Below are 21,068 nucleotides of genomic sequence, written 5' to 3'. Positions count from 1 at the left end.
ATTGCCGTTTACCCCCACAGCAGTAACCCAACTTTTTAGATCATAGGAATTTGGACACATGTCAAAAGCCACATCTCTTGAACAATTAGAGCAAAAGCAAGATTTTATTCGTCGCCACATTGGGCCAAGCCCAGCACAAGTAAGCGATATGCTAAGTGCCTTAGAAGTATCGAGTGTGCAAGAGTTAATAGATCAAACTGTACCGGCCAGCATTCGTTTAGAACAGCCATTAACAGTAGGCGAAAGCCGTACCGAAGTTGAAACACTCAGCTACTTAAAATCAGTAGCAAGCAAAAATAAAGTTTTCAAATCGTATATTGGTCAAGGCTACCACCCAACACATGTGCCACACGTAATTTTACGTAATGTGCTAGAAAACCCAGGCTGGTACACGGCTTACACACCGTACCAGCCAGAAATTGCACAAGGGCGTTTAGAGTCATTACTAAATTTTCAAACTATGACACTTGATTTAACAGGCCTTGATTTAGCCAGTGCATCGTTGCTTGACGAATCAACCGCGGCAGCAGAGGCAATGGGCCTAGCAAAACGCGTATCTAAAGCTAAAAAAGCCAACACCTTTTTTATTGCCGATGACGTACACACACAAACAATCGACGTAGTAAGCACTCGTGCAGAACAGTTTGGTTTTGAAATTATTGTTGGTAAAGCAGCCGATGCCGTTAACCACGATATTTTTGGTGCCTTGTTCCAGTACCCATCAACATCGGGCGAAGTGGTTGATATAACCGATTTAATTGCTGGCGTACAAAGCAAAAAAGCGATTGCCTGTGTTGCTGCCGACATTATGAGTTTATTACTGTTAAAAGCACCGGGTAAATTAGGAGCCGACGTTGTACTTGGTTCGGCTCAGCGTTTTGGTGTACCTATGGGTTACGGTGGTCCACATGCTGCATTTTTTGCAACACGCGATGCTTACAAGCGTTCATTACCAGGGCGTATTATTGGTGTATCTAAAGACCGTTTAGGTAACGATGCTCTTCGTATGGCAATGCAAACGCGCGAACAACACATTCGCCGCGACAAAGCCAACTCAAACATTTGTACAGCGCAGGTGCTTCTTGCCAACATGGCCGCATTTTATGCGGTGTACCATGGTCCACAAGGCTTAAAAACGATCGCGCAGCGTATACATCGCTTTGCCGATATTTTAGCAAGCGGCCTAAAAGCAAAAGGCATCGCTCTTAAGCACAGCACATGGTTTGATACCCTCACTGTAGTGAGCGAAAACAAAGCCGATGTAACAGCGCGTGCTATTGCACAAGGCGTTAACTTTGCTACAAACCACGACGGTGAATACTCAATTTCAGTATCAGAAACAACAACACGTGAAGACGTTGCGCAGTTATTTGATATTGTACTAGGCGAAGGCCACGGCTTGAGTGTAGACAGCATTGCTGCTGACATTGAAGCGAACGGTAGCGACTCAATTCCTGCAAGTTTAGTGCGTGATGATGAAGTATTAACGCATCCAAACTTTAACAGCTACCACAGCGAAACAGACATGCTTCGCTACATTAAACGCCTAGAAAACAAGGATTTAGCGCTTAACCATTCAATGATCTCGTTAGGTTCATGTACTATGAAACTAAACGCGACCGCTGAAATGATCCCAATTACGTGGCCTGAATTTGCAAACCTTCACCCATTCTGCCCGCTAGACCAAGCAGAGGGTTACCAAATAATGATTAACGAGCTGCACGACTGGCTAGTTAACATTACTGGTTACGATGCGGTTTCACTTCAGCCAAACTCTGGCGCACAAGGTGAATACGCAGGCTTAATTGCTATTCGTAAATACCATGAGTCACGCGGTGATGCACACCGTAATGTGTGTTTAATCCCAAGCTCTGCGCACGGGACTAACCCTGCATCAGCGCAAATGGCAAGCATGAAAATTGTGGTAGTTAACTGCGACAAAAACGGTAACGTAGACATGGACGACTTAAAAGCGAAAGCTGAAGAAGTGTCTGAAAACCTATCGTGTATTATGATCACATACCCATCTACTCACGGTGTTTACGAAGAAACTATTCGTGAAATTTGTGACATTGTTCATGAGCATGGCGGCCAAGTTTATATGGATGGCGCAAACATGAACGCGCAAGTTGGCGTAACAAGCCCAGGCTTTATTGGCTCAGACGTATCGCACTTAAACTTACACAAAACCTTTTGTATTCCACACGGCGGCGGCGGTCCTGGTGTTGGCCCTATTGGTGTTAAATCGCACCTTGCGCCATTTATGCCAAACCATAGCGTTATTAACGTACCAGGTACAAATATTGATAACGGCGCAGTATCGGCAGCACCTTATGGTTCAGCCGCTATTTTACCTATTTCGTGGGCTTACATCACCATGATGGGAAGCGAAGGCTTAAAACAAGCGACCGAAATGGCGATTGTAAACGCGAACTACTTAACGAGCGAGTTAAGCAAGCACTTCCCAATTTTATACCGTGGTCGTAATAACCGTGTTGCACACGAATGTATTGTTGATTTACGCCCACTTAAAGATCAATCAGGCATTACTGAAATGGATGTGGCTAAACGCCTACAAGATTATGGCTTCCACTCGCCAACGATGTCGTTCCCAGTAGCGGGCACATTAATGATTGAGCCAACTGAGTCTGAGTCAAAAGGCGAGATCGACCGTTTCATCGAAGCGATGGTGTCGATTAAAGGCGAAATCGACAAAGTGATCTCTGGCGAATGGTCAATCGAAAACAACCCACTGGTGTTTGCACCGCATACACAAGCTGATGTGTTAGGTAACGAATGGAACCGCGCGTACGACCGTTTTTACGCCGCATTCCCAGTACCTTCGGTAGCTAAAGATAAGTTCTGGCCAACGGTTACACGTATAGATGACGTATACGGCGACCGCAACTTAGTATGTTCATGCCCAGCGGTAGATACGTATCGCGATTAATTTTTGAACTTTAATGGGTAGTAAGTTCTATTATAGTTTGGGAATTTATCAAAATTATAAAAGCCGTTGCAGCAATGCAACGGCTTTTTTGCGTTTGGTGATAAAGCATTTTAAATGCTTATGTAGGTTGGGTTGAGTGAAACGAAACCCAGCGAGGTTGATTTAAATAGTAGGTCGTCCTTTAGGGCGAAATAGTGAATTTAACTAACAGGGCTTGTTTGAAATTCTGTGTTATTGCTTGTAAATATGTTGTTTTCAAACTTGCTAACTTACATATATTGTCGGGATAAATCCGCGACCTACATTAAAAAAGCCTTGTTCAAGATTTTCCAGATTGCTGGCGGCAAGCGTATTTAAGGTGATGAAAGCACTTAACTGTCGCCTCATAACACAAGTTGTATAGGTTGGGTTGAGTGAAACTAAACCCAACGAGGTTAATTTAAATAGTAGGTCGTCCTTTAGGGCGAAGTAGAGAATTTAACTAACAGAGCTTATTTGAAAGTCTGTGTTATTGCTTGTAAATATGTTGTTTTCAAACTTGCTAACTTACATATATTGTCGGGATAAATCCGCGACCTACATTAAAAAACCTTATTCAAGGTTTTTTGCCAGATTGCTGGCGGCAAGCGTATTTAAGATGATGAAAGCACTCAACTTTCGCCTCACAACACAAATTGCATAGGCTGGGTAGTATGCAACGAAACCCAACGAGGTTGATTTAAATTGTAGGTCGTCCTTTAGGGCGAAATAGTGAATTTAACTAACAGGGCTTATTTGAAAGTCTGTGTTATTGCTTGTAAATATTTTGTTTTCAAACTTGCTAACTTACATATATTGTCGGGATAAATCCGCGACCTACATTAAAAAAACCTTGTTCAAGGTTTTCCAGATTGCTGGCGGCAACCAAGGGGAAGTCGATTTTCAAATTTATTCTGCTGCAAGCTATTCATCCCTGAAGCTGGGGTCCTGCCAGCATGCTTCCACTTCCTCGCGCTACTCGTTACCTCTCTGCGCGCCCGAGCATCAGGCTATAATCCTTCAAACACAATTGATGTGAACATAAACGCCATATAAATTAAATCCCTTGCAGTCATCACTTAGTGCCAATCTCAGCCCAAACTACAAATATCTTGAAATTATACTTTTAAGCTCTATAATTACGCGTAACAACACCCCTCCCGCTACCCGTAAGCTCAGCGCCCTGCGAGGGGTTAATTATTTCTATAGCATGATAAAAGGATTTAGCCTTCATGCAGTTTCCTAAAGCCCCCATAACATTTGCGCAGCAAGTCGACTTACTAGAAGATCGCGGGCTAGTAATTAATGATAAAGAATCAGCAGCCTTTTATCTTAGCCATATTAATTACTACAGGCTAGGCACTTATTGGTGGTCGTTTATTGAAGATCATCAAAATCATACTTTTAAGTCTGGTACTACGTTTGAGCAAGTGTTAAATCTTTATTCTTTTGATAGAGAATTAAGACTGTTACTACTTGATGCCATTGAGAGAATAGAAGTTTCTCTGCGAACTCAGTGGGCATATCATTTAGCAAAAAAGCATGGCTCACATGCACACTTAAATTCGACTGCATTTACTTCTAAATTTAATCATAACGACTTTGTTAGTAATATTTGTGCTGAAATTCAACGAACGTCAGATACAAATATAAAAAAGCAAAATCACAAATATAATGAAGAAACCCCCGCTATTTGGATTATTGCTGAAGTAATGAGTTTCGGCTGGCTTTCTAGAAGTTATGATGCAATAGGGCGCCGAGCGCTGAAAAATGATATTGCGGATTCATATAAAGTAAAAGAAACAATACTTTCATCTTTTTTACACCACATAACGACGGTACGTAATATCTGTGCCCACCACAGCCGTTTATACAACCGAGACTTTACATTTACCATGAAGCTGCCAACAAATGGCGACAGTGTTTTACTTAATAGCTTTAGCGATACAACTAAGCAGTTATACAACACACTCGTTATGTGTGCTTATTTTATGGATTTAATTAGCCCTAATCACCATTGGAAACAAAAGTTAGCTAGCTTGATTGAGGTGTATAATATTGAGGTAACCGGAATGGGCTTCCCTGAAAATTGGAAAGCGTTACCTATCTGGAATAGCATTAAATAAATTAAGAGCTAATTAAACCCTCAGTTAACTGTAAAAAACCATTTACATATCAATGGCTTAGATTTATTGTTTATTGCTCATTGAGCTTATTATTATGTCTAGGCCGCTGCGAATAGAGTATGAAAGTGAGTTTTATCATGCAAGAGCTTAAAAATACTGACGATAGTAGTTTTATGCAACGTATACTCCCATTGCTAGGCTAAATGGCTATATAGTTTATATCTTAAGAGTACACCTTAAATTCTACTAAAACTCCTTACCTATAATTTAAAACTCTATAACGAAAAGCGTGGTTTAAAAAGCTGCTTTTCACTAAACCTTTACTCTGTAAAGGTGAGCAGAAGTGTTCACTTTTTTGGTTCGTGAACACCCAGCTAAGGTTTGTTCTAGTTATTTAAGCTATTAAGTGAAAATACAGTACTAATCAACTTTAAATATAGAAATTTCCTTCTGCATAGCGCTAGCAACTTCAGCGGTGCTGTTACTTGATTGCGCTATTTCGGATGTTGCTTGGCTGGTTTCATTTATTCCAATATTAATTGCATGTACGTTTTGTAATATTTCTTCTATTACTACCGACTGCTCTTCTGTAGCGGTTGCAACTTGTGTTGCGGAGTCTAACACCAATTGCATTTTACTCGCTATTTCATGTTCAATGGTGCGAGTAGACTCTGTATATTGAAGTACCTTTTCGGTTAGGGTAACGCTATCAGCCATTGAGGTTACTGATTCATCAATTATTGATGTTATTGAACTAATAATTGCTTCAATTTCAGCTGTACTTGCTTGAGTTCGTTGAGCTAATTGTCTCACTTCATCTGCTACAACTGCAAAACCTCTTCCCATTTCACCAGCTCTTGCTGCCTCTATAGCCGCATTCAGTGCTAATAAATTCGTCTGTTCTGATATGGCAATGATCACGTTTAAGACATTAGTAACCTGTTTAAATTCGTCTTTGACTTTATTAACAGATGTTTCAGTACGAGCCATCTGAGCAGTAGCTAGATTTATTTGTTCGTAAGTACTATCTATATGAGATAATCCATTATCGATCAAATTGATCCCATCGTTGGTCGCCATAGATGTATTACTCGCACTTGAAGCAATATCTTTGACAGTCGCTCCCATCTCTTCCATCGCAGTTGCGAGCTGTTCTGTCATACTTTGTTGCTCGACAACTGTAGCGCTTGTTTGGGTTGTAATTGCAGCTAACTCTTCGGAAGTTGCAGCTTGCATATGCGCTTGTTGGGCAATGTTGGAAACAATGGCTTTTAATTTATTCCGCATAGAGTTGATGGCGATTTGCAGATCTCCAACTTCATCGTTTTGATCAACTTGTACGCTGAATTGTAAATTCCCATTAGAAATTTCTTCTGCAACCTGGCTGATTTTAATAATAGGAGTTGATATTTTTTTAGCAATTAAACGAGCTACTATTAATATGATTACTGAAGCAACTATAATTAATATTATAGAAAACCAGCGGTTGGCATTTAATTCAGCAAATGCTTCGGCTTCATCAATTTCAGACATTATGGCCCATTTAAATTGACCAAACTCTATAGCATCATAGGAAGATAAAACGGGGTTGCCATTATAGTCTGTAATAATGCGTGTACCGCTATGCCCTAATAGCGCTTGACGAGTTGCATCAGAGTCAACACCATTTTGAGCTACAGTACCAGAAAAACTGGCCGCCACAGAATGGCCTGTAGGGTCTAAAAAGGAATTACTTCGCATCCGATTATCTTGGCCAACCAAATAACTCTCACCCGTTTCGCCCATCCCGGCACGTATAGACATTATGTTTTGAATGCCCTCAAGCGGCAATTGCAGTGCGATATATAAATCAGCATTACCTTCATCATTGAGAATGGGTTGAGCAATAAATGCAGCTGGGGCGTTGTTACTAGGGGCATATGGCGCAAAATCAGTTAATCCGTATGCTTTTGTTGTTTTAATATTTTTTATCAATGTACCTAAATTAGATTCGGCATACTTACCCGATATAATGTTAGTTTGATAATCATCCTCTTTTGTTACAGTATAAAAAATATAACCATCTGTGTTGATTAAAAATAAATCATAATATCCGTATTCTTTGATATAAGAGGCATAAAAATCTGTTGAACCATTTATTTTAGGATTAAAGGCTTCAGCAACATCGACTTCTGAAATTATGGCCCATTTGTTATCGGCATCAATAGTAAAAATATCCCAAGAACTAACTACTGGGTTATTGTTATAATCTAAAATTATTTCGGTGCCTGCTGTTCCTTGCTTTGCGCTTTTTATAGCGAGCGTATCTACTTTGTTGTTCTGCGAAAATGATGCTAACACGGAGTAATCTGTTGGATTAAGATAAGAATCAGACCGCATTAAGCCATCAAACCCGACTAGATATGATTCACCTGTTTTCCCCAAACCCATGCGATTACCTAGAATCTCATTAACTTTTTCAATTGGTTGTTGAAATGCGACATAGCCAATTTTTTTACTTCCTGACATAACGGGAGTGACAAAAAATGCAGCAGGTGCATCTGCGCTAGGGCCATATGGCTGATAGTCTCCAAATGCTATTTGTCCGAATTCAAGTGATTGGGCCTTTGCAAAAGCACTACCAAATGATGTGCTTTTAAGTTGTTTATTTAAGTTTTGCTCTAAATCATTTTCTCTAGTGACCGAGTAAACTATGTCACCCTGCATATTAACTAAGAATAAATCATACCACTGCATGCCATCTAAAATGGGTTTAAATGTTTGGTCATATTTATCCAAAACTTGTAGCCATTGATTTCGATTTGATATGAGGGTTTGGCTCGTTTCTGTTAACGCTTGTTTAACTATGCTTTGAGAGGCTAAAAAATGGAGTTGCTGCTTGTTTTGATTAAAGTAGTCATGCAACTGGTTCGACTTTACTGTATTTACCGCGTTTAGTTTTGCAAAAGCTTCACTCTTGAAAGCACTCGCAATTTCAACCAATACGCTCATATCGCCTTGTCGTTCGGCAAAGTAGCGTTCGATGGATTCTTTTTTTATATTGTTTATAGCTGTTAAAGAAGAGCCAACTTTATTGGTTATATCAGAACTTGAGTTTTTAGTAGATATGATTAACAAAATTAAAGCAGGTAAAATGCCAACGATAAGAAAAAGTAATGTTAGCTTAGAGTTAAGTCTAAGGTTAAATAAGTTATTCAAATCAAATCCTTTAAAATACAAATTACGAATTAGAAACCATTTTGCTTTATTGGGTTTCAGCTGTCTTTCTTGGCTATAAACATACTTTGAATATTTGAGGAAACTTTAAATTTCTTTTCAATAACTCAAAATGCTATACATAATTTTTAATGAGGTAAGCTCATTTAGCACACTATATTTTACTACAACAATAGTGACACTTATGTTTTACGTCACCCATTGCTCTGTAAATCTATTAATTAGTCAGGTTGAGTTTTTAAAATAAAACTAACCTTGGATATCAAGTAAATTTAATTTTTAGATTTGCCTGGGGTTTATCTTTAATTATTTCGAATAGATAATCTAAACGCCCTTAGCGCTTTAAAAATACTCACTAAAATATGCTGCTAAAGTAAGCTCTATAATGTAATGGGGATTAAATTGGCTATGATTTTAATAGTTTTACTAGCTTATTTTCTTTGCTTAGTCCAATTTAGAAACAAATTCAAAATTAAAAGAGTTGTAGGAAAAATGTATTGCTAATACCAGATCTCTTACTGATTATTTGCGATTTTATTGGCTTTAGATGTAGCGGTCAACTGATTTTAGCTGCTATTTTATAATTTTGTACCTACCTTAGTGCTAGTTTTAATCCAGTTTTAGGCTGTGTTTACACCCTGTTTTATCACAAATCCGTGGTTTATTTTTGCACATCACTCACACTTGAAACTCGTTATTTGATTTACTCCTTAGGGTAATTAATTATTAAAATTTAAGCGCTGTCGTGTAACTGATATGGAACCAAAGGGCTCAACCAAAGCAACCAAAGGGGTCAAATCTTGACTTCATACATAAATCTAGATTTATAGTTTACTGCTTATTGAGTAAATTGCTATGGCTAGGCTGCTGCGAATAGAGTATGAAAATGCATTTTATCATGTAATGAATCGTGGAAGAGGGCGTGAAAATATCTTTTTGGGCGATGACGATTTTAAGCATTTTTTATATTGTATTGAACAAGCAAGCCTTCGTTTTAATATTGACGTGCACTCGTATTGTTTAATGACTAATTATTACCACCTGTTAATAAAAACCCCTGATGCAAATTTAGGCAGAGCCATGAAACTGGACTTCTCAGCTTTCACTAGAGCGTTTTTAACTCAGAATAATCCGTTAATTTATATTTAACAGGTTAAACCTCGCCTGTATGTGAATCGTTTTTTGTGTTGTTACTCTGTTTTACAGCTCTGTGTGGATTGGTTTGACGTTGAGTTACTACTATTTAAAATCAATTACTTGAGAGTTGTTTGTCGTATTTATTACTGTTAGTTTAGTGCCAAATATAGGCTGTGCTGTTAGGTTGTTAATGGACTTTTTTTCTAATCACAAATATACGCTTTATGGCATTACTGCCATTTTATTATGGAGTTGTTTAGTCGCGCTGCTTAGGGATGTTTCTGAACTTTTTAGTCCAATTGGCGGTGCTGCGCTAATGTACAGTGTAAGTACTTTGTTTTTAATAATGGTGATGGGGCGTCCAAAGTTAGGTGGCTTTAGTAAGCGCTATATTATTTGGGGTACTGCTTTATTTGCTGTTTATGAAGTTTGTTTAGCGCTGTTTGTTGGGTTGGCGAATAACCGCCACCAAGCGGTCGAAATGTCAGTTATTAATTATTTGTGGCCTACACTAACGATTTTGCTCAGTATTATTGTTAATCGAAGCAAGGTAAGTGTGTGGATTTATCCAGGTATGCTTCTCGCTTTTTTTGGAGTGGTATGGTGTGTAGGGGGAGACAGTGGTTTATCTATTAATAGTTTAGCCAATAATTTTACCAGCAACCCTACAGCGTACTTATTGGCGTTAGTAGCCCCTTTTATATGGGCTGTTTATTGTGTTATCACTCAAAAGCATAGCCAGGGTCAAAATGCTATTGTGCTGTTTTTTATCGCTACCTCTCTTAGTTTGTGGGTACTTTATGGGCTAAGTGATGAACCTGCAATGGTATTTTCACTGCATGGCACAATAACACTTGTTTTAGCGGGTATAGTAGTCGGCAGTGGGTATGCACTGTGGAACCAAGCTATTATTGGCGGTAACTTAATGCTGTTAGGTACTCTTTCATACTTTACCCCCATATGTTCGGCCATTATCTCTGCGCTTTATTTATCTATTTCGTTAAGTTCAGCATTTTGGGAGGGGGTGGTAATGGTGACAATTGGCTCATTGGTTTGTTATTTCGTAACACGGGGTAAGTTGGTGAAATAGTATAGGCATCAAGTTAATCATGCGGTGCTAATTCAATAGAGCTAACACAAAGGCGCAATATTTTATTCTTTTAAGACATCTGTACTGTAGGGCTTGTAACCATTCATGTATAAATCAAGTTGATTTGTAGGTTTTTTGTACTGGCTAAAATTAGCTATTTACTACAATCTTGAGCTGGTGAGGGTTTTACATGTGGCGAATCAACAAATGCTTTGTTTGATTCGTCCCATAAAGTAACACGATTTCGGCCTTTGTTTTTAGAGTGATAAAGCGCAGTATCTGCTCTGTCTATAAATTGATCTTGAGTCGACATACTAGGCGAATACTCGGTTACACCAAAACTACATGTTACGCTCAATCCTTGCAAAAAGGTGTGTTGCTCAACATCATTACGCAAGTTTTCAGCAAACTCAGCGGCTTGTTGACCGGTGGTTTTATGTAAGAGAATACAAAATTCTTCACCTCCAAAACGAGCTAAACAGTATTTATTGTCGGTGCGTTTTGCAAAAATTTGTGCAGTGGCAGAAATAACTTGATCTCCTACCCCATGCCCATATTGGTCGTTAATAGATTTAAATGAGTCTATATCTATAATAATTAATGAATAATGTTGTCGCTTGGCTTTATCTTTTAAGTCGGACTTTAATTGTTCAAAGAACACCCTTCGGTTATAACACTCAGTTAGTGGATCTCGGCTCGCTAAATAATCTAACTGAAGATTTTGTTTTTTAGTCGAAGAAAAGCTTCTAAATACAATAAAAAAGAGGGTTATTGTAAATACTAATAATATAGTTAACATCGTATTCGTGGCTCTTTTTTCACTAATTTCTAATGCTGCTATTTTATTCGCTTGTTTAACTAGCTCAATTTCGTCATTTTTGCGCTCAACTTCTAATTCTTCTCGTTTTATTTTTTCTTGTAATAAACCAAGGTCTCTTTCGAGTTTATGCGACTCTAAAATCACTTTTTCACGGGTTAAGTTTGCTTTATCTTCTTCCTGCCTTATTTCTTTTTCTAAGCTATATTGTTTATCTGTATATTCGAGTGTTTTAACATAGTTATTACGTTGTTTTTCAAGTGTTTTAAGCCAAAAATACGACTCTATTTGATCTTTTTTAGAGTCATAATAAACAGAAAGTGCTAATGCTTCATTTAATAATATAACTGATTGTTCAGGAGCGATGTTTAACTGTATTTGACCAAGGCCAATTAATGCTTTGGCATGCAGAGGTTTATTATTTAATGATTTTGCTAGTTCGATAGTCTGTTTAAATAAGTCAGTCGCTAACGAAAACTCTTTATTTTCTAAATAAGTTTTTGCAAACAATAGCTTAACTTCTGTTATTCTGAGTTTAATGCCAAGTTCTTTGTATATATTTAGAGCTTGAGTAAGCATATTTATTGCACTTTGATTATTACCAACAAGTAAGTTAATAGAGGCTAATTCACGAAACGCAGCAGCTCTTGTTTCTGGTTTTACAAAGGCTTTAGGTAGCGCGATGGTCTGTTGGTAAAAGAAACGTGCGTTGTCGTACTGAGCTAGCTGTGTATAAATAAGCCCGGTTTGATTGTCGACCTCGGCCAAGTGCCGAAGATCACCCATTTCTTTGTATAATAACTCAGACTGTTTAATGTATTTTAAAGACGTATCATAATCGCCAATATTTCGATAAATAATCGCAATTAATAATAATATTTGCGCATTGTCACTTTTGGTAGAATGAACTTTTTGAATCTCTAAACTCTGCAGCCCATACTCTAAAGCCGTTACGTACTGACCAAGCTTGTTTTGGCTCATTGCCATGTTTTTTAACGCTTTTCCTTTTGCAATGGTATTCGTCGCGTGTTGGTAGTAATTAAAGGACAATGCATAGTGTTTATATGCATTTTTAAAGTCATTTAAGCGTTTGAAAGATTGTGCAATTTCGTGGTGTGTATCGGCTAAAGTTTCATGCTCTTCTAGCGTCAGGTGGTCAGAATATACAAGCGCTTTTTGATACTCAGCGATGGCATTAAGGTACTGACCTTGGCGAAAGTACTGCTTGCCTTTGAAAAAAGTATTATCAGTAGATGGCTGAGGGAGAGAAGCGACCTGTTCAGCAAAAACTACGCTAGTAAATAACGAGCAGGCAATGAAAATCCAAAGTAATAACGAGGTTAATTGTTTATTTAAGGCACTCTCAGTACGACTATTCATACTTAAATACTCAACATAGAAATATATACACTCTGAAATTGTTTAATTCTTTTCACGCCTGCGTTCGCCTTTTTCATTTACACTATTTAATTACAATGGGTTGTTTTTACAACATAAGTAAGGGGGGTTATTAGTTATTTATATTTTTAGTTGTATCTTAATCGCAATTTATTTATTCGATAAAAAATACGTTTTTGTGTCTTTATTGTCGCTAACACGCCGGATTAATTCAGAGTCATTCCAATAACAATACCATATTTATAATGCGCCTGTGAAAACCTATGTTTAGCATAATAAATTTATTAGGTGACTTTTCCACTTTAACTAAAGTGACAGCATAAAAAATGGGGGTAGGTGTTATACCTAACCCCATAGGTCATTGGTTTTTGTATTTACTTTTAAACAAGGTGCTTTATTTAAGTAACTGTGTTTTTACTACTTTAATCACGCTTTATTTAAGTTAATAGACAATGTTTGTTCGCCGCTATCTAGCTGGTGCCAGCGGCGATAGGTTTTATAGCCAGGTGCGCTGATTTGAATATCGTACGAGCCGACTTTTAATGTCATTCCTGGGCGATATTTAGGGCCTATGTTCATAATACGTATTGTTGTATTAGGTGTAGCTGTGTTGATAGTAAGCTTCGTTTTTTGTTCAACTAGGTACTGCCTTTTGGCTTGTTGCTCTTTACTTATAGTGGTATTGCCATGGCGTAATATATCTATTTTGGCAAGAGCGTGGCTTATTGGTGTAAAGTTTTCATAAATATGCAGTTTTTCTTCAAACATTAACCCCAGCGGATGTAGCATAGGCTGTGCGTGCAAAGTCCACCTAATTGCATAACTAAATACAGGGTTGCTTGACTCATCTACTTTATCTAAAAAGTAGTTTACGGGGCTTTGTTTATCTTCGGTAAAGGTATTATGAATAAATAATACTGGCGCAATTAAAATGATTGCCGGCATAATTAATTTTTGTAATACCGATACCACTGTGGTTGACTGTTTTTCTTGCGGGGGTTTAATTAATTGCCACAATTTTAACGGTAATTTGCTAAAGGTTAAGCAAATTAAAAATAATGATAACGACATTGAAATAGGCGGTATGATCACCGAGCGTAAGGCTTGTTTACCGTATTGTGCATACTCGCCTCCGTCGGCAAATTTACCTTGGGAGCTATTAAGCATGGCAAGGTATTTATCGGTACGTTTTTGAATGTTTGGATCGAGTACTTGGTTTTTAAAATTCTTTTTGTTTAAATCGGCGCGAATATTTTTTACGTATAAATCGCCCATTCGTTCAGCTATTTTAGCTTGAATTTGCGGGTGTAACTGAAATTCAATCCAGCTTAAATTTGGCTTTAAGTTCATGCCTCGTTTACGCATTTCATTTTGCCATTGTAAGTTGGCTTCTTTGGTTACTTTGGCCGATACGGCTTGTGCAAATACTTGGCGTTGATTGATATTCCAATCGCTTTTAAGGGTTAAACCTTTACTAGCAAAGTGGGCACGTAATTTATTTTGTGTCGTTTTATGTGAGCGAAACGTCATTAAGTTTTCAATCGTAAATGGGTAGCCAGTTTCGCTAACAAACATTTTTTGAAAGTTAGGGTGTTGCAAAAAGCGTAACTGGTAGTGATCGGGGTCGCTTGTATATTTATAACGCTTGTCTTTTATACCGCCATCGCCCCCTGTAGCAAGGCTTGCTGCTTGTAAGGCCGTGTATATGCCACCGGTTAATACGCCCATTAATAAGCTGTTTGCTGCGTTTTCTGTGCTTGATATATTTTCTACTATTAACCAGTAATCGGGCTCAATATAGCCAATACCTGCTTTTAAAATAGTACTACGGTAATCTGCCGCTTCTCTTTCGTAACAACGGTTACGACGGTCTTTTTCGCTACTTTTATCGTAACGCTCACGACATTTTGCAATGCTTTTATGATAATCATAAATTTTAGGACCGTACTTTTGTGCCCTTGCTGACGCTTTGGCTATGTGGGCTTTTTGTGCTTGTTGGTATTTACCCCAGCCGCTATTTACTTCTTGTTCAACTTGTTGCCAATAACCTTGTTCGCGCTCGGCAATGCTGGCAAGTGCGTTGTTATATTTTTTACTGCCATTAGCATAGGCTTTGTATTTTACAACTAATTCATCGTACAACTGGCTGTAGTTTTTATAATGTTTATCAAAATCTTGGTATGCTTTTTTTTGTACAAACGCAGCTATAATTTTACGTTTATCTTGCTCTAGATTATCTGAAAGCGCAGCATCACTGTAAAGTAAACCACCAAACAAGGCTAAAAATGTTAAATTTTCGGAGCTGTGTAATTGCGCTGGGTTGTAATCTAAGCCATTCACTTTTATTGAGTTTATCGCCAGTGCATCGCGCAGTGCCGCGCTATATGTGGCAAATTGACGTTGTTCGGATGTTGATGGTTCGATAAGGGCTTTTTCAATCACATACTTTTGACCAAAAAAGATTACCGGCCACACAAGGCACAATAGGGCGATTAATGAAAAAATACCGCGACCAAATTTTGCCACCATGGTTTTAGGTAAAAAATCGGCTAATAACAGGGCAACACCTACGCCTGAAACGGCCCGACCATAAATTTCAAGGTGCTCTAGGTCTATTGCCGATGGTGTCCCTAATCCGACAAGCGATACTAGCTGAGCATTAAAAATAGCTTCGGGTAATAAATATAAAGTAGCTAAAACAAGTAGCAAACAGCGCCACCAAAACGGTTTTATTAATTGGGTCATAGTTGTTCTTATTATTTTTTACGTAGTTCTAATTCAACGGCTGGTTCGGTTTCTAAACTAAACTCTTCATCAGCCTCACGTGCGCCTATTTCTAAATTTGGCACTGTTTTTTGAGTACGCACTTTAGGTGTATAAGTCACTGTTTGCGTTGATTTAAGCGCACCACCTACCGCAGGATAAAGTTGGTTTAAGTGATAGTCATTAAGCTCGTTAAGGCGCTCTAAGTTGAGATCGATGGGCATACTGGCAATGAGTTTTGCGTTAGGTTCGTCAGTATCATAGGGCTGCATTTGGGGGAGCCCAAACACTGAGCAAAAGCCGTAAACACTATCATCTATAATAACCGAATCAGGGCGCAAAGAATGAGATTGCGCTAATAAACTGCGTTCGTGGTAGTCGTGGCCATTGATCGAATAAGTGGCAATTTTAATTCCTCGGGCGTGTGCGGCGGGTTTTAAACGAGCCGCACTTTGTTTATAATGACGAATATCAAGCACATATCCAAAATTGCGCTTTAATTGCTTTGCTAAAGAGTCTAATTTTACTGGGCTGTCGTAGCGTTTTTCACGATGGTAACGATTCCCTAAAGCTTGCAAGCTTTCTAATTCTTCTTTGTTACGCTCATAAATAGGATCGCTACCTGCGCCGCGTTTTAGATCGCTAGCGAGTTTGTTCATTGACGTTTTGGCAGGCGATTGAATAAATGCTAAATAAATATCGGGGTTTATTTCGCGCATACGCGTTAGGTTTCGCATTTCTAGGCTACTAAAAAAATAATTACCACGCCCTGCATATTCATAGGCAAGGTAGTCGAGCATTTTTAAGTCATCATTTGATGCTTTTGATTTTATTTCTATGTTGAGTTTTTGATTTGATTTGCGTAAACGCGAAAACGTCGAGGCTAATTTTCTAAATGAAGGCGGTACATCATCGGTTAATAACCCCGTATTTTGATTACGGTGGCGTAAGTAGCCCCATTCTTTTTCGTACTTTATTGACTCAATTTTACGGCGTTTATTATCGATGGTGCCGGTTTCTCGTCCTGTGCGGGCATCGTGATGTACAACCCATACATCGTCACGAGTAATCCGAACATCTATTTCAATAACATCTACGTTATTGTCGATAGCATCAATGACTGCACTGATTGAGTTTTCGGGGTAACGGATAGAACCACGATGACTTTGTAGTTCAAAGTTACTGCATTGGCGAGCGTGGGTGTAATTAATATTGCCTAATTGGGTTTCATAAAAACCCCGGGCATTGAGCGCACCTTGCTTTGCTTTTATCGCATTTTTTTGTGGTGTTGTTAATTCGTTTTGTTTGCTTGTCTCTGGTGTGCTATTACATGCGGTTAAAATTAAACTGCTAAATAATATACTAATAAGTAACCACGGCTTTTTAGGGAGCATTTTTATCATTTCTTATACAGCCAAAAGGCTTTCCTTTCTAAATTAAGATCATAAAGAAGTGTAACTAGCATAATCATATATGAATAAAGGCGTTATTAAAGTAATTACTTTAAATAAAGCGGCCTATTTTAATTTTACGGCTAAGTTATTAATAAATTAATTGTGAAAGTAAGTGGTGACAAACGAGGATAAATATTTATGTACGCGGCTGTAGTAATACGGTAAAAACCAATGCCTTAAATGACAACACCCTCGACTAGGTAAACTAATCAAGGGTGTTTATGTATTTTGTTTTAGTAAAAACTTATAGTGATAAGTCTTCTTTAGCACGTGTTAAATTGTGCGTAACATAGCGGCTATTAGAAAGCTGTTTTGCTTCGTATAAATCAGCTAAACCAGCGGTATCTTTTTGAGATTTTAAACGTGCTACACCACGGTTGCTAAGTGCGAAGCTAGTAAGCTGGCGTACTTTAGATGCCGGTGCGTCTGCTTCTTGTAATAAAGCAATGGCTTTAGTACAAATGGCTTCTGCTTGAGCGTAATTTTTTGATTTAACGTTTAATGCACAGCTATTAAACGACTGCTCAAGAGGCTCTGGCGCAGTTTGCGCTTCAATAACCATTAATTTGTAGTCACTTTGGTCCGCTACTGCAGCAGCCGAAGATGTTAATAAAGCGCTTATTGCGATAGTTTTGATAAGTGATTTCATGATTATGTTCCTATTAAGTTAGCCGTGCTTGTTGCCGACAACTGAACTTTAGAGTAATCACTTAAAACCCACAAACGATATAAAAAAACCTAATAGATGAATTTAATTAAGCTATAGACTTTAGTCTAATACGGGCTAACAAAGTACAGAGTTTTTTTGGTAAAAAAAGAATCGTTTTAGGGCTATCACAACAATGATGTCTTATTTTGCGGTTTTTAAGGTTAAAAAAAATACGAAAAAAGGACTTTTTTGTATATAAAACTATCTAAAATGTATTAATAACACTTTACTTATAAAATGAATATTTTATAGTAAAAAGATATGGTTTTAGTTTGCTAGTATACGGTTAAGTAATTTTTAATATATTAAAAAATAGAGTTTTTTTGGCGAAGGAACGGGGCGAAGTCATTAGTTTAATTCAACGGATTGTATTTTTGTTATTGCTATTGGTAACTACAAGCTCTTTGCCTGTGGTGCATGCTGCTAGTAACGATGCACTTGCGCAAGCATATAAATTACGTAGCTCAAAACCACAACAAGCCGCTCAATTATTTGATACGGTCGATAAGTCTACACTCTCCAAAGATGATCAAGAGCTATATGACTACACACATGCTTACCTTAAGCTTGTTATGGGTGATATTGCCGCCTCTGTGCCTGCTTTTAATGATTTAACCAGCCCTTCTTATTCTTTTAATTTAAGGTTTAAAGCTTATTCTGCTTTGGCAGCCATTAATGCTGCAACTCAAAATTGGGTTGCAGCATTTGAAGCCATGGATTTTTTAACCGAGAATATTGAACAAGTTGATGATAGCGAAACAAAAGAGCAGGGTCATAATGCGATTATTAACTTTTACAATTCTATAGATGAAAAAGAAACAGTTATTAGTTATGCAAACTCGATAGTAAATGGTCAATATTCGACACGTTTTACCTGTTTGTTAAACATGCAACTTATTGTGGCTTTGGTCTCGACTAAAAATGAATCGTTATCTGAATCATCTTTCGAGCGAGCGTTAACTTTTTGTAAAACAGCTGAAGAGCCTATCGCGATAAATGCGATTAATACCCATCATGCTATTTATCTTTATGATCAAGGTAAAACAGAGGACGCATTATCGGTGCTGTTACAGCAGCGTAGCGATGTAGAAAGTACTAACTATGCACCTATACTTGAGGAGTTTTATGCGCTTTTAAGTAAAGTGTACTTTTTACGTAAAGAATACGACAAAGCAAAAGAGTACGCATATAAAGTTATTAATGAAGATAAAGGCGCTGATTATGCAGTAATATCGGATATAGATGCTTATGAAGTACTGTATAAAATAGCTGAAGCCGAACAATTTTATGAGCAAGCCTTAGTATTATATAAGTCTTACGCTAAGGCTAAATCATTAAATCTTTCGAGTATGAATGCTAAACGTTTGAGCATTCATAAAGCGCAACAAGATAACCTATTAAAATCGAATCAAATTGACTTACTAGATGCCGAAAATTCGTTATTAAGGGCCAAAGCTCGGCTTTCTTACGAAGAAAGTAATAAACGTAAGTTACTTTTTTTAGGCTTGTTTATTTTATTTTTATTTGTGGTTTTATGGTTATATAAAAAACGTAGCCATTACCTAGAGTTAGAAAGAATATCTCAAAAGGATAGCCTTACTGGTATTGCTAATCGTCACTTTTTTACAAAAAAAGCAGTTAAAATTTTAGAGTCGTTATCTGCAAAAGAAATTCCGGTTAGTTTAGTTATTTTTGATTTAGATGACTTTAAAAAGATAAACGACAGTTATGGTCATAAAATGGGTGATATCGCCCTGAAAACAGCTATTTTAGCGGTGCAAGCAGGTTGTAGAAAAGGCGACTTTATTGGGCGTTTAGGGGGCGAAGAGTTTGGTATTATTATGTCAGACTGTAATCTTGAACAAGCGATTGAAATAGCAGAGCGATGCCGACACGAAATTGAATTAACCAATAAGTCGCAGGGTCAGGTATTTTCATTAACAGCAAGCTTTGGTGTGGCAAGTTCTGAGCATGTTGGGTATGACTTTGAAGAGCTATTTGAGGTTTCTGATAGCGCTTTATATGATTCAAAAAAACATGGTAAAAATAAAGTGTGTACCCAGTTTAGTAATTATCGCTAAGCGAACCATGCATAAAAAAAGGGCAATAGTTTGCCCTTTTTTTATGCATGCATTTTATGTATTTAACTACAGTGCTACTAAGCTTTTCTCTAACATGGCTTTTATTTGTTTTACTATTTTAGCTTCGGTTTCGGGCTCAAATTGCTGTATACGTGGGGTGTGAATATGCCCGGTAGGAATACTTGAATTTAGCTCATCGCGCAGACGAATACTACGATACGATATTTCGTTAGATAAATAACCGCCACCGCCTCCATTTACCGCAATACTATTTTTAAGTTCGCCATACGAGCCCGCTTTATACGTTTTTTCAATCGTGGTGACTTCGTGGTTATCGATCACTTTGTAATCGCCTTTTGCTTTTTGCATGTCGCTTACTGGCAGGCTAAATTTAACAAATTCGTTACCAGGCAGTGGACGACCATTGAGTTTAGGGATAACAGGACTGGTTTGTGTGCCACCGTATACAATATTGGCGTTATCAGGGGCGGTTACACTGCGACGTTTGCCCGGAAAATGCTCTAGATCAAACTCTGTTCTACCCATGCTTACAGTCACAATCATGTCTACATTGTTAAGTGCATAATAAGGTGCAAGCAGTGACTCGATTATACCTTGATCAAAGTCTTCGTAGCGCACCGGTACCATAACCGTGTTTATTTCTGCGCTCACTCCATTGTAATTTATGACTTGGCCATCAAGTAGAAGAGCCGCAATACCCGAAGGATTACTTTGATTTATATTTCGGTCGAGTAAGAACGGGTCGAATCCGGTGAGTAAAATCTTTTTATCGGCACCACTTGAATAGTTTAAGTCGGTGCGACCGCGACTGCCGTTTTCAAGCAAGGTAAGCAGGGTGTTTATCTGCGCTTCGGTGATAGCGAATTGAGGTGAGTGTGTACGTATTACTTTACTTGACAGTAAACGGGTCCAATAAAGTGCTCGGTCGTCGTACGATTGACTGCTTGTTATTTGTTGTTTGCCACTTTCCCACAGCTCAAAGCTATAGCTTTGCACTAAGTTTTTTGCTTCTTTAAAAGTGCTTAAGGCTTTAAATTTTTGTTCAAACGAATTTACTTGAGCTGAAAACGTGTTTAACACATTTGGCATAGCCTCTTGAGCTTTGCTAATTCGTTGTTCTTCTACGGTTAGGGGGAGGCTCATTGCTGTGAATGATGAAGCGATTAAGCCTGTAGTGAGTAATGCTTTGATCATGAGAGTCCAAATTATTATTGCCATTGATGAACCCTCATTATTCAACGCTTTTAAATTATCGGCAAATGAAAAAAGTTAATTTTAGTTTTTTGGT

Annotated in this window: 11 protein-coding genes; 5 read left to right on the top strand and 6 right to left on the bottom strand. The window is 37.9% G+C overall.

Annotated features, from left to right (window positions below):
• The first annotated feature begins 58 nt into the window (after nucleotides 1–58).
• Both gcvP and J8L70_RS02455 read left to right on the top strand, forming a co-directional pair.
• Nucleotides 59–2,950, top strand: a complete 2,892-nt coding sequence (gene gcvP / locus J8L70_RS02460; RefSeq protein ID WP_211053883.1) for an aminomethyl-transferring glycine dehydrogenase — start codon at nucleotides 59–61, stop codon at nucleotides 2,948–2,950.
• Between the two features lie 1,250 nt (nucleotides 2,951–4,200).
• Complete coding sequence (locus tag J8L70_RS02455; RefSeq protein WP_211053882.1) at nucleotides 4,201–5,094, top strand: Abi family protein; 894 nt, start codon at nucleotides 4,201–4,203, stop codon at nucleotides 5,092–5,094.
• Between the two features lie 420 nt (nucleotides 5,095–5,514).
• Here J8L70_RS02455 and J8L70_RS02450 read toward each other — a convergent pair whose 3' ends face one another.
• A complete protein-coding gene (locus tag J8L70_RS02450) occupies nucleotides 5,515–8,292 on the bottom strand; it encodes a methyl-accepting chemotaxis protein (RefSeq protein ID WP_211053881.1) in 2,778 nt (925 codons plus the stop codon).
• 873 nt (nucleotides 8,293–9,165) lie between these two features.
• Between J8L70_RS02450 and J8L70_RS02445 the strand changes: the two genes are divergently transcribed.
• Together J8L70_RS02445 and yddG are read left to right on the top strand one after the other, a co-directional pair.
• Nucleotides 9,166–9,459, top strand: a complete 294-nt coding sequence (locus J8L70_RS02445; protein WP_247664653.1) for a transposase — start codon at nucleotides 9,166–9,168, stop codon at nucleotides 9,457–9,459.
• Nucleotides 9,460–9,637: 178 nt separating this feature from the next.
• Complete coding sequence (gene yddG / locus J8L70_RS02440; protein WP_211053880.1) at nucleotides 9,638–10,537, top strand: aromatic amino acid DMT transporter YddG; 900 nt, start codon at nucleotides 9,638–9,640, stop codon at nucleotides 10,535–10,537.
• 154 nt (nucleotides 10,538–10,691) lie between these two features.
• On the opposite strand, the gene J8L70_RS02435 is transcribed toward yddG, so the two are convergent.
• The 4 genes from J8L70_RS02435 to J8L70_RS02420 all read right to left on the bottom strand — a co-directional run bounded on the left by J8L70_RS02435 (nucleotide 10,692) and on the right by J8L70_RS02420 (nucleotide 17,618).
• A complete protein-coding gene (locus J8L70_RS02435) occupies nucleotides 10,692–12,734 on the bottom strand; it encodes a diguanylate cyclase (protein ID WP_211053879.1) in 2,043 nt (680 codons plus the stop codon).
• 444 nt (nucleotides 12,735–13,178) lie between these two features.
• Entirely contained in the window at nucleotides 13,179–15,497 is a 2,319-nt protein-coding gene (locus tag J8L70_RS02430; protein WP_211053878.1) for a carboxypeptidase regulatory-like domain-containing protein, read from the bottom strand.
• Nucleotides 15,498–15,508: 11 nt separating this feature from the next.
• Complete coding sequence (locus J8L70_RS02425; protein ID WP_211053877.1) at nucleotides 15,509–16,918, bottom strand: glycerophosphodiester phosphodiesterase; 1,410 nt, start codon at nucleotides 16,916–16,918, stop codon at nucleotides 15,509–15,511.
• A gap of 295 nt (nucleotides 16,919–17,213) precedes the next feature.
• Entirely contained in the window at nucleotides 17,214–17,618 is a 405-nt protein-coding gene (locus J8L70_RS02420) for a hypothetical protein (protein ID WP_211053876.1), read from the bottom strand.
• Between the two features lie 383 nt (nucleotides 17,619–18,001).
• On the opposite strand from J8L70_RS02420, the gene J8L70_RS02415 reads away from it, so the two are divergent.
• A complete protein-coding gene (locus tag J8L70_RS02415) occupies nucleotides 18,002–19,759 on the top strand; it encodes a GGDEF domain-containing protein (protein WP_211053875.1) in 1,758 nt (585 codons plus the stop codon).
• A gap of 66 nt (nucleotides 19,760–19,825) precedes the next feature.
• On the opposite strand, the gene J8L70_RS02410 is transcribed toward J8L70_RS02415, so the two are convergent.
• On the bottom strand, nucleotides 19,826–20,974 hold the full coding sequence (locus J8L70_RS02410; RefSeq protein WP_211053997.1) for a hypothetical protein: 1,149 nt from the start codon (nucleotides 20,972–20,974) through the stop codon (nucleotides 19,826–19,828).
• Nucleotides 20,975–21,068 lie beyond the last annotated feature (94 nt).

It is taken from the genome of Pseudoalteromonas sp. MMG010, from assembly GCF_018100905.1.
In the GTDB taxonomy this organism is placed as follows: domain Bacteria; phylum Pseudomonadota; class Gammaproteobacteria; order Enterobacterales; family Alteromonadaceae; genus Pseudoalteromonas.
This window is presented reverse-complemented; position numbering and strand designations above follow the sequence as displayed.

Coding starts and splice junctions, on each gene's coding strand:
- J8L70_RS02445 (WP_247664653.1), top strand. CDS start 9,166: ATGGCTAGGCTGCTGCGAATAGAGTATGAAAATGCATTTTATCATGTA.
- gcvP (WP_211053883.1), top strand. CDS start 59: ATGTCAAAAGCCACATCTCTTGAACAATTAGAGCAAAAGCAAGATTTT.
- J8L70_RS02425 (WP_211053877.1), bottom strand. CDS start 16,918: ATGATAAAAATGCTCCCTAAAAAGCCGTGGTTACTTATTAGTATATTA.
- J8L70_RS02430 (WP_211053878.1), bottom strand. CDS start 15,497: ATGACCCAATTAATAAAACCGTTTTGGTGGCGCTGTTTGCTACTTGTT.
- J8L70_RS02410 (WP_211053997.1), bottom strand. CDS start 20,974: ATGATCAAAGCATTACTCACTACAGGCTTAATCGCTTCATCATTCACA.
- J8L70_RS02455 (WP_211053882.1), top strand. CDS start 4,201: ATGCAGTTTCCTAAAGCCCCCATAACATTTGCGCAGCAAGTCGACTTA.
- J8L70_RS02420 (WP_211053876.1), bottom strand. CDS start 17,618: ATGAAATCACTTATCAAAACTATCGCAATAAGCGCTTTATTAACATCT.
- yddG (WP_211053880.1), top strand. CDS start 9,638: ATGGACTTTTTTTCTAATCACAAATATACGCTTTATGGCATTACTGCC.
- J8L70_RS02435 (WP_211053879.1), bottom strand. CDS start 12,734: ATGAATAGTCGTACTGAGAGTGCCTTAAATAAACAATTAACCTCGTTA.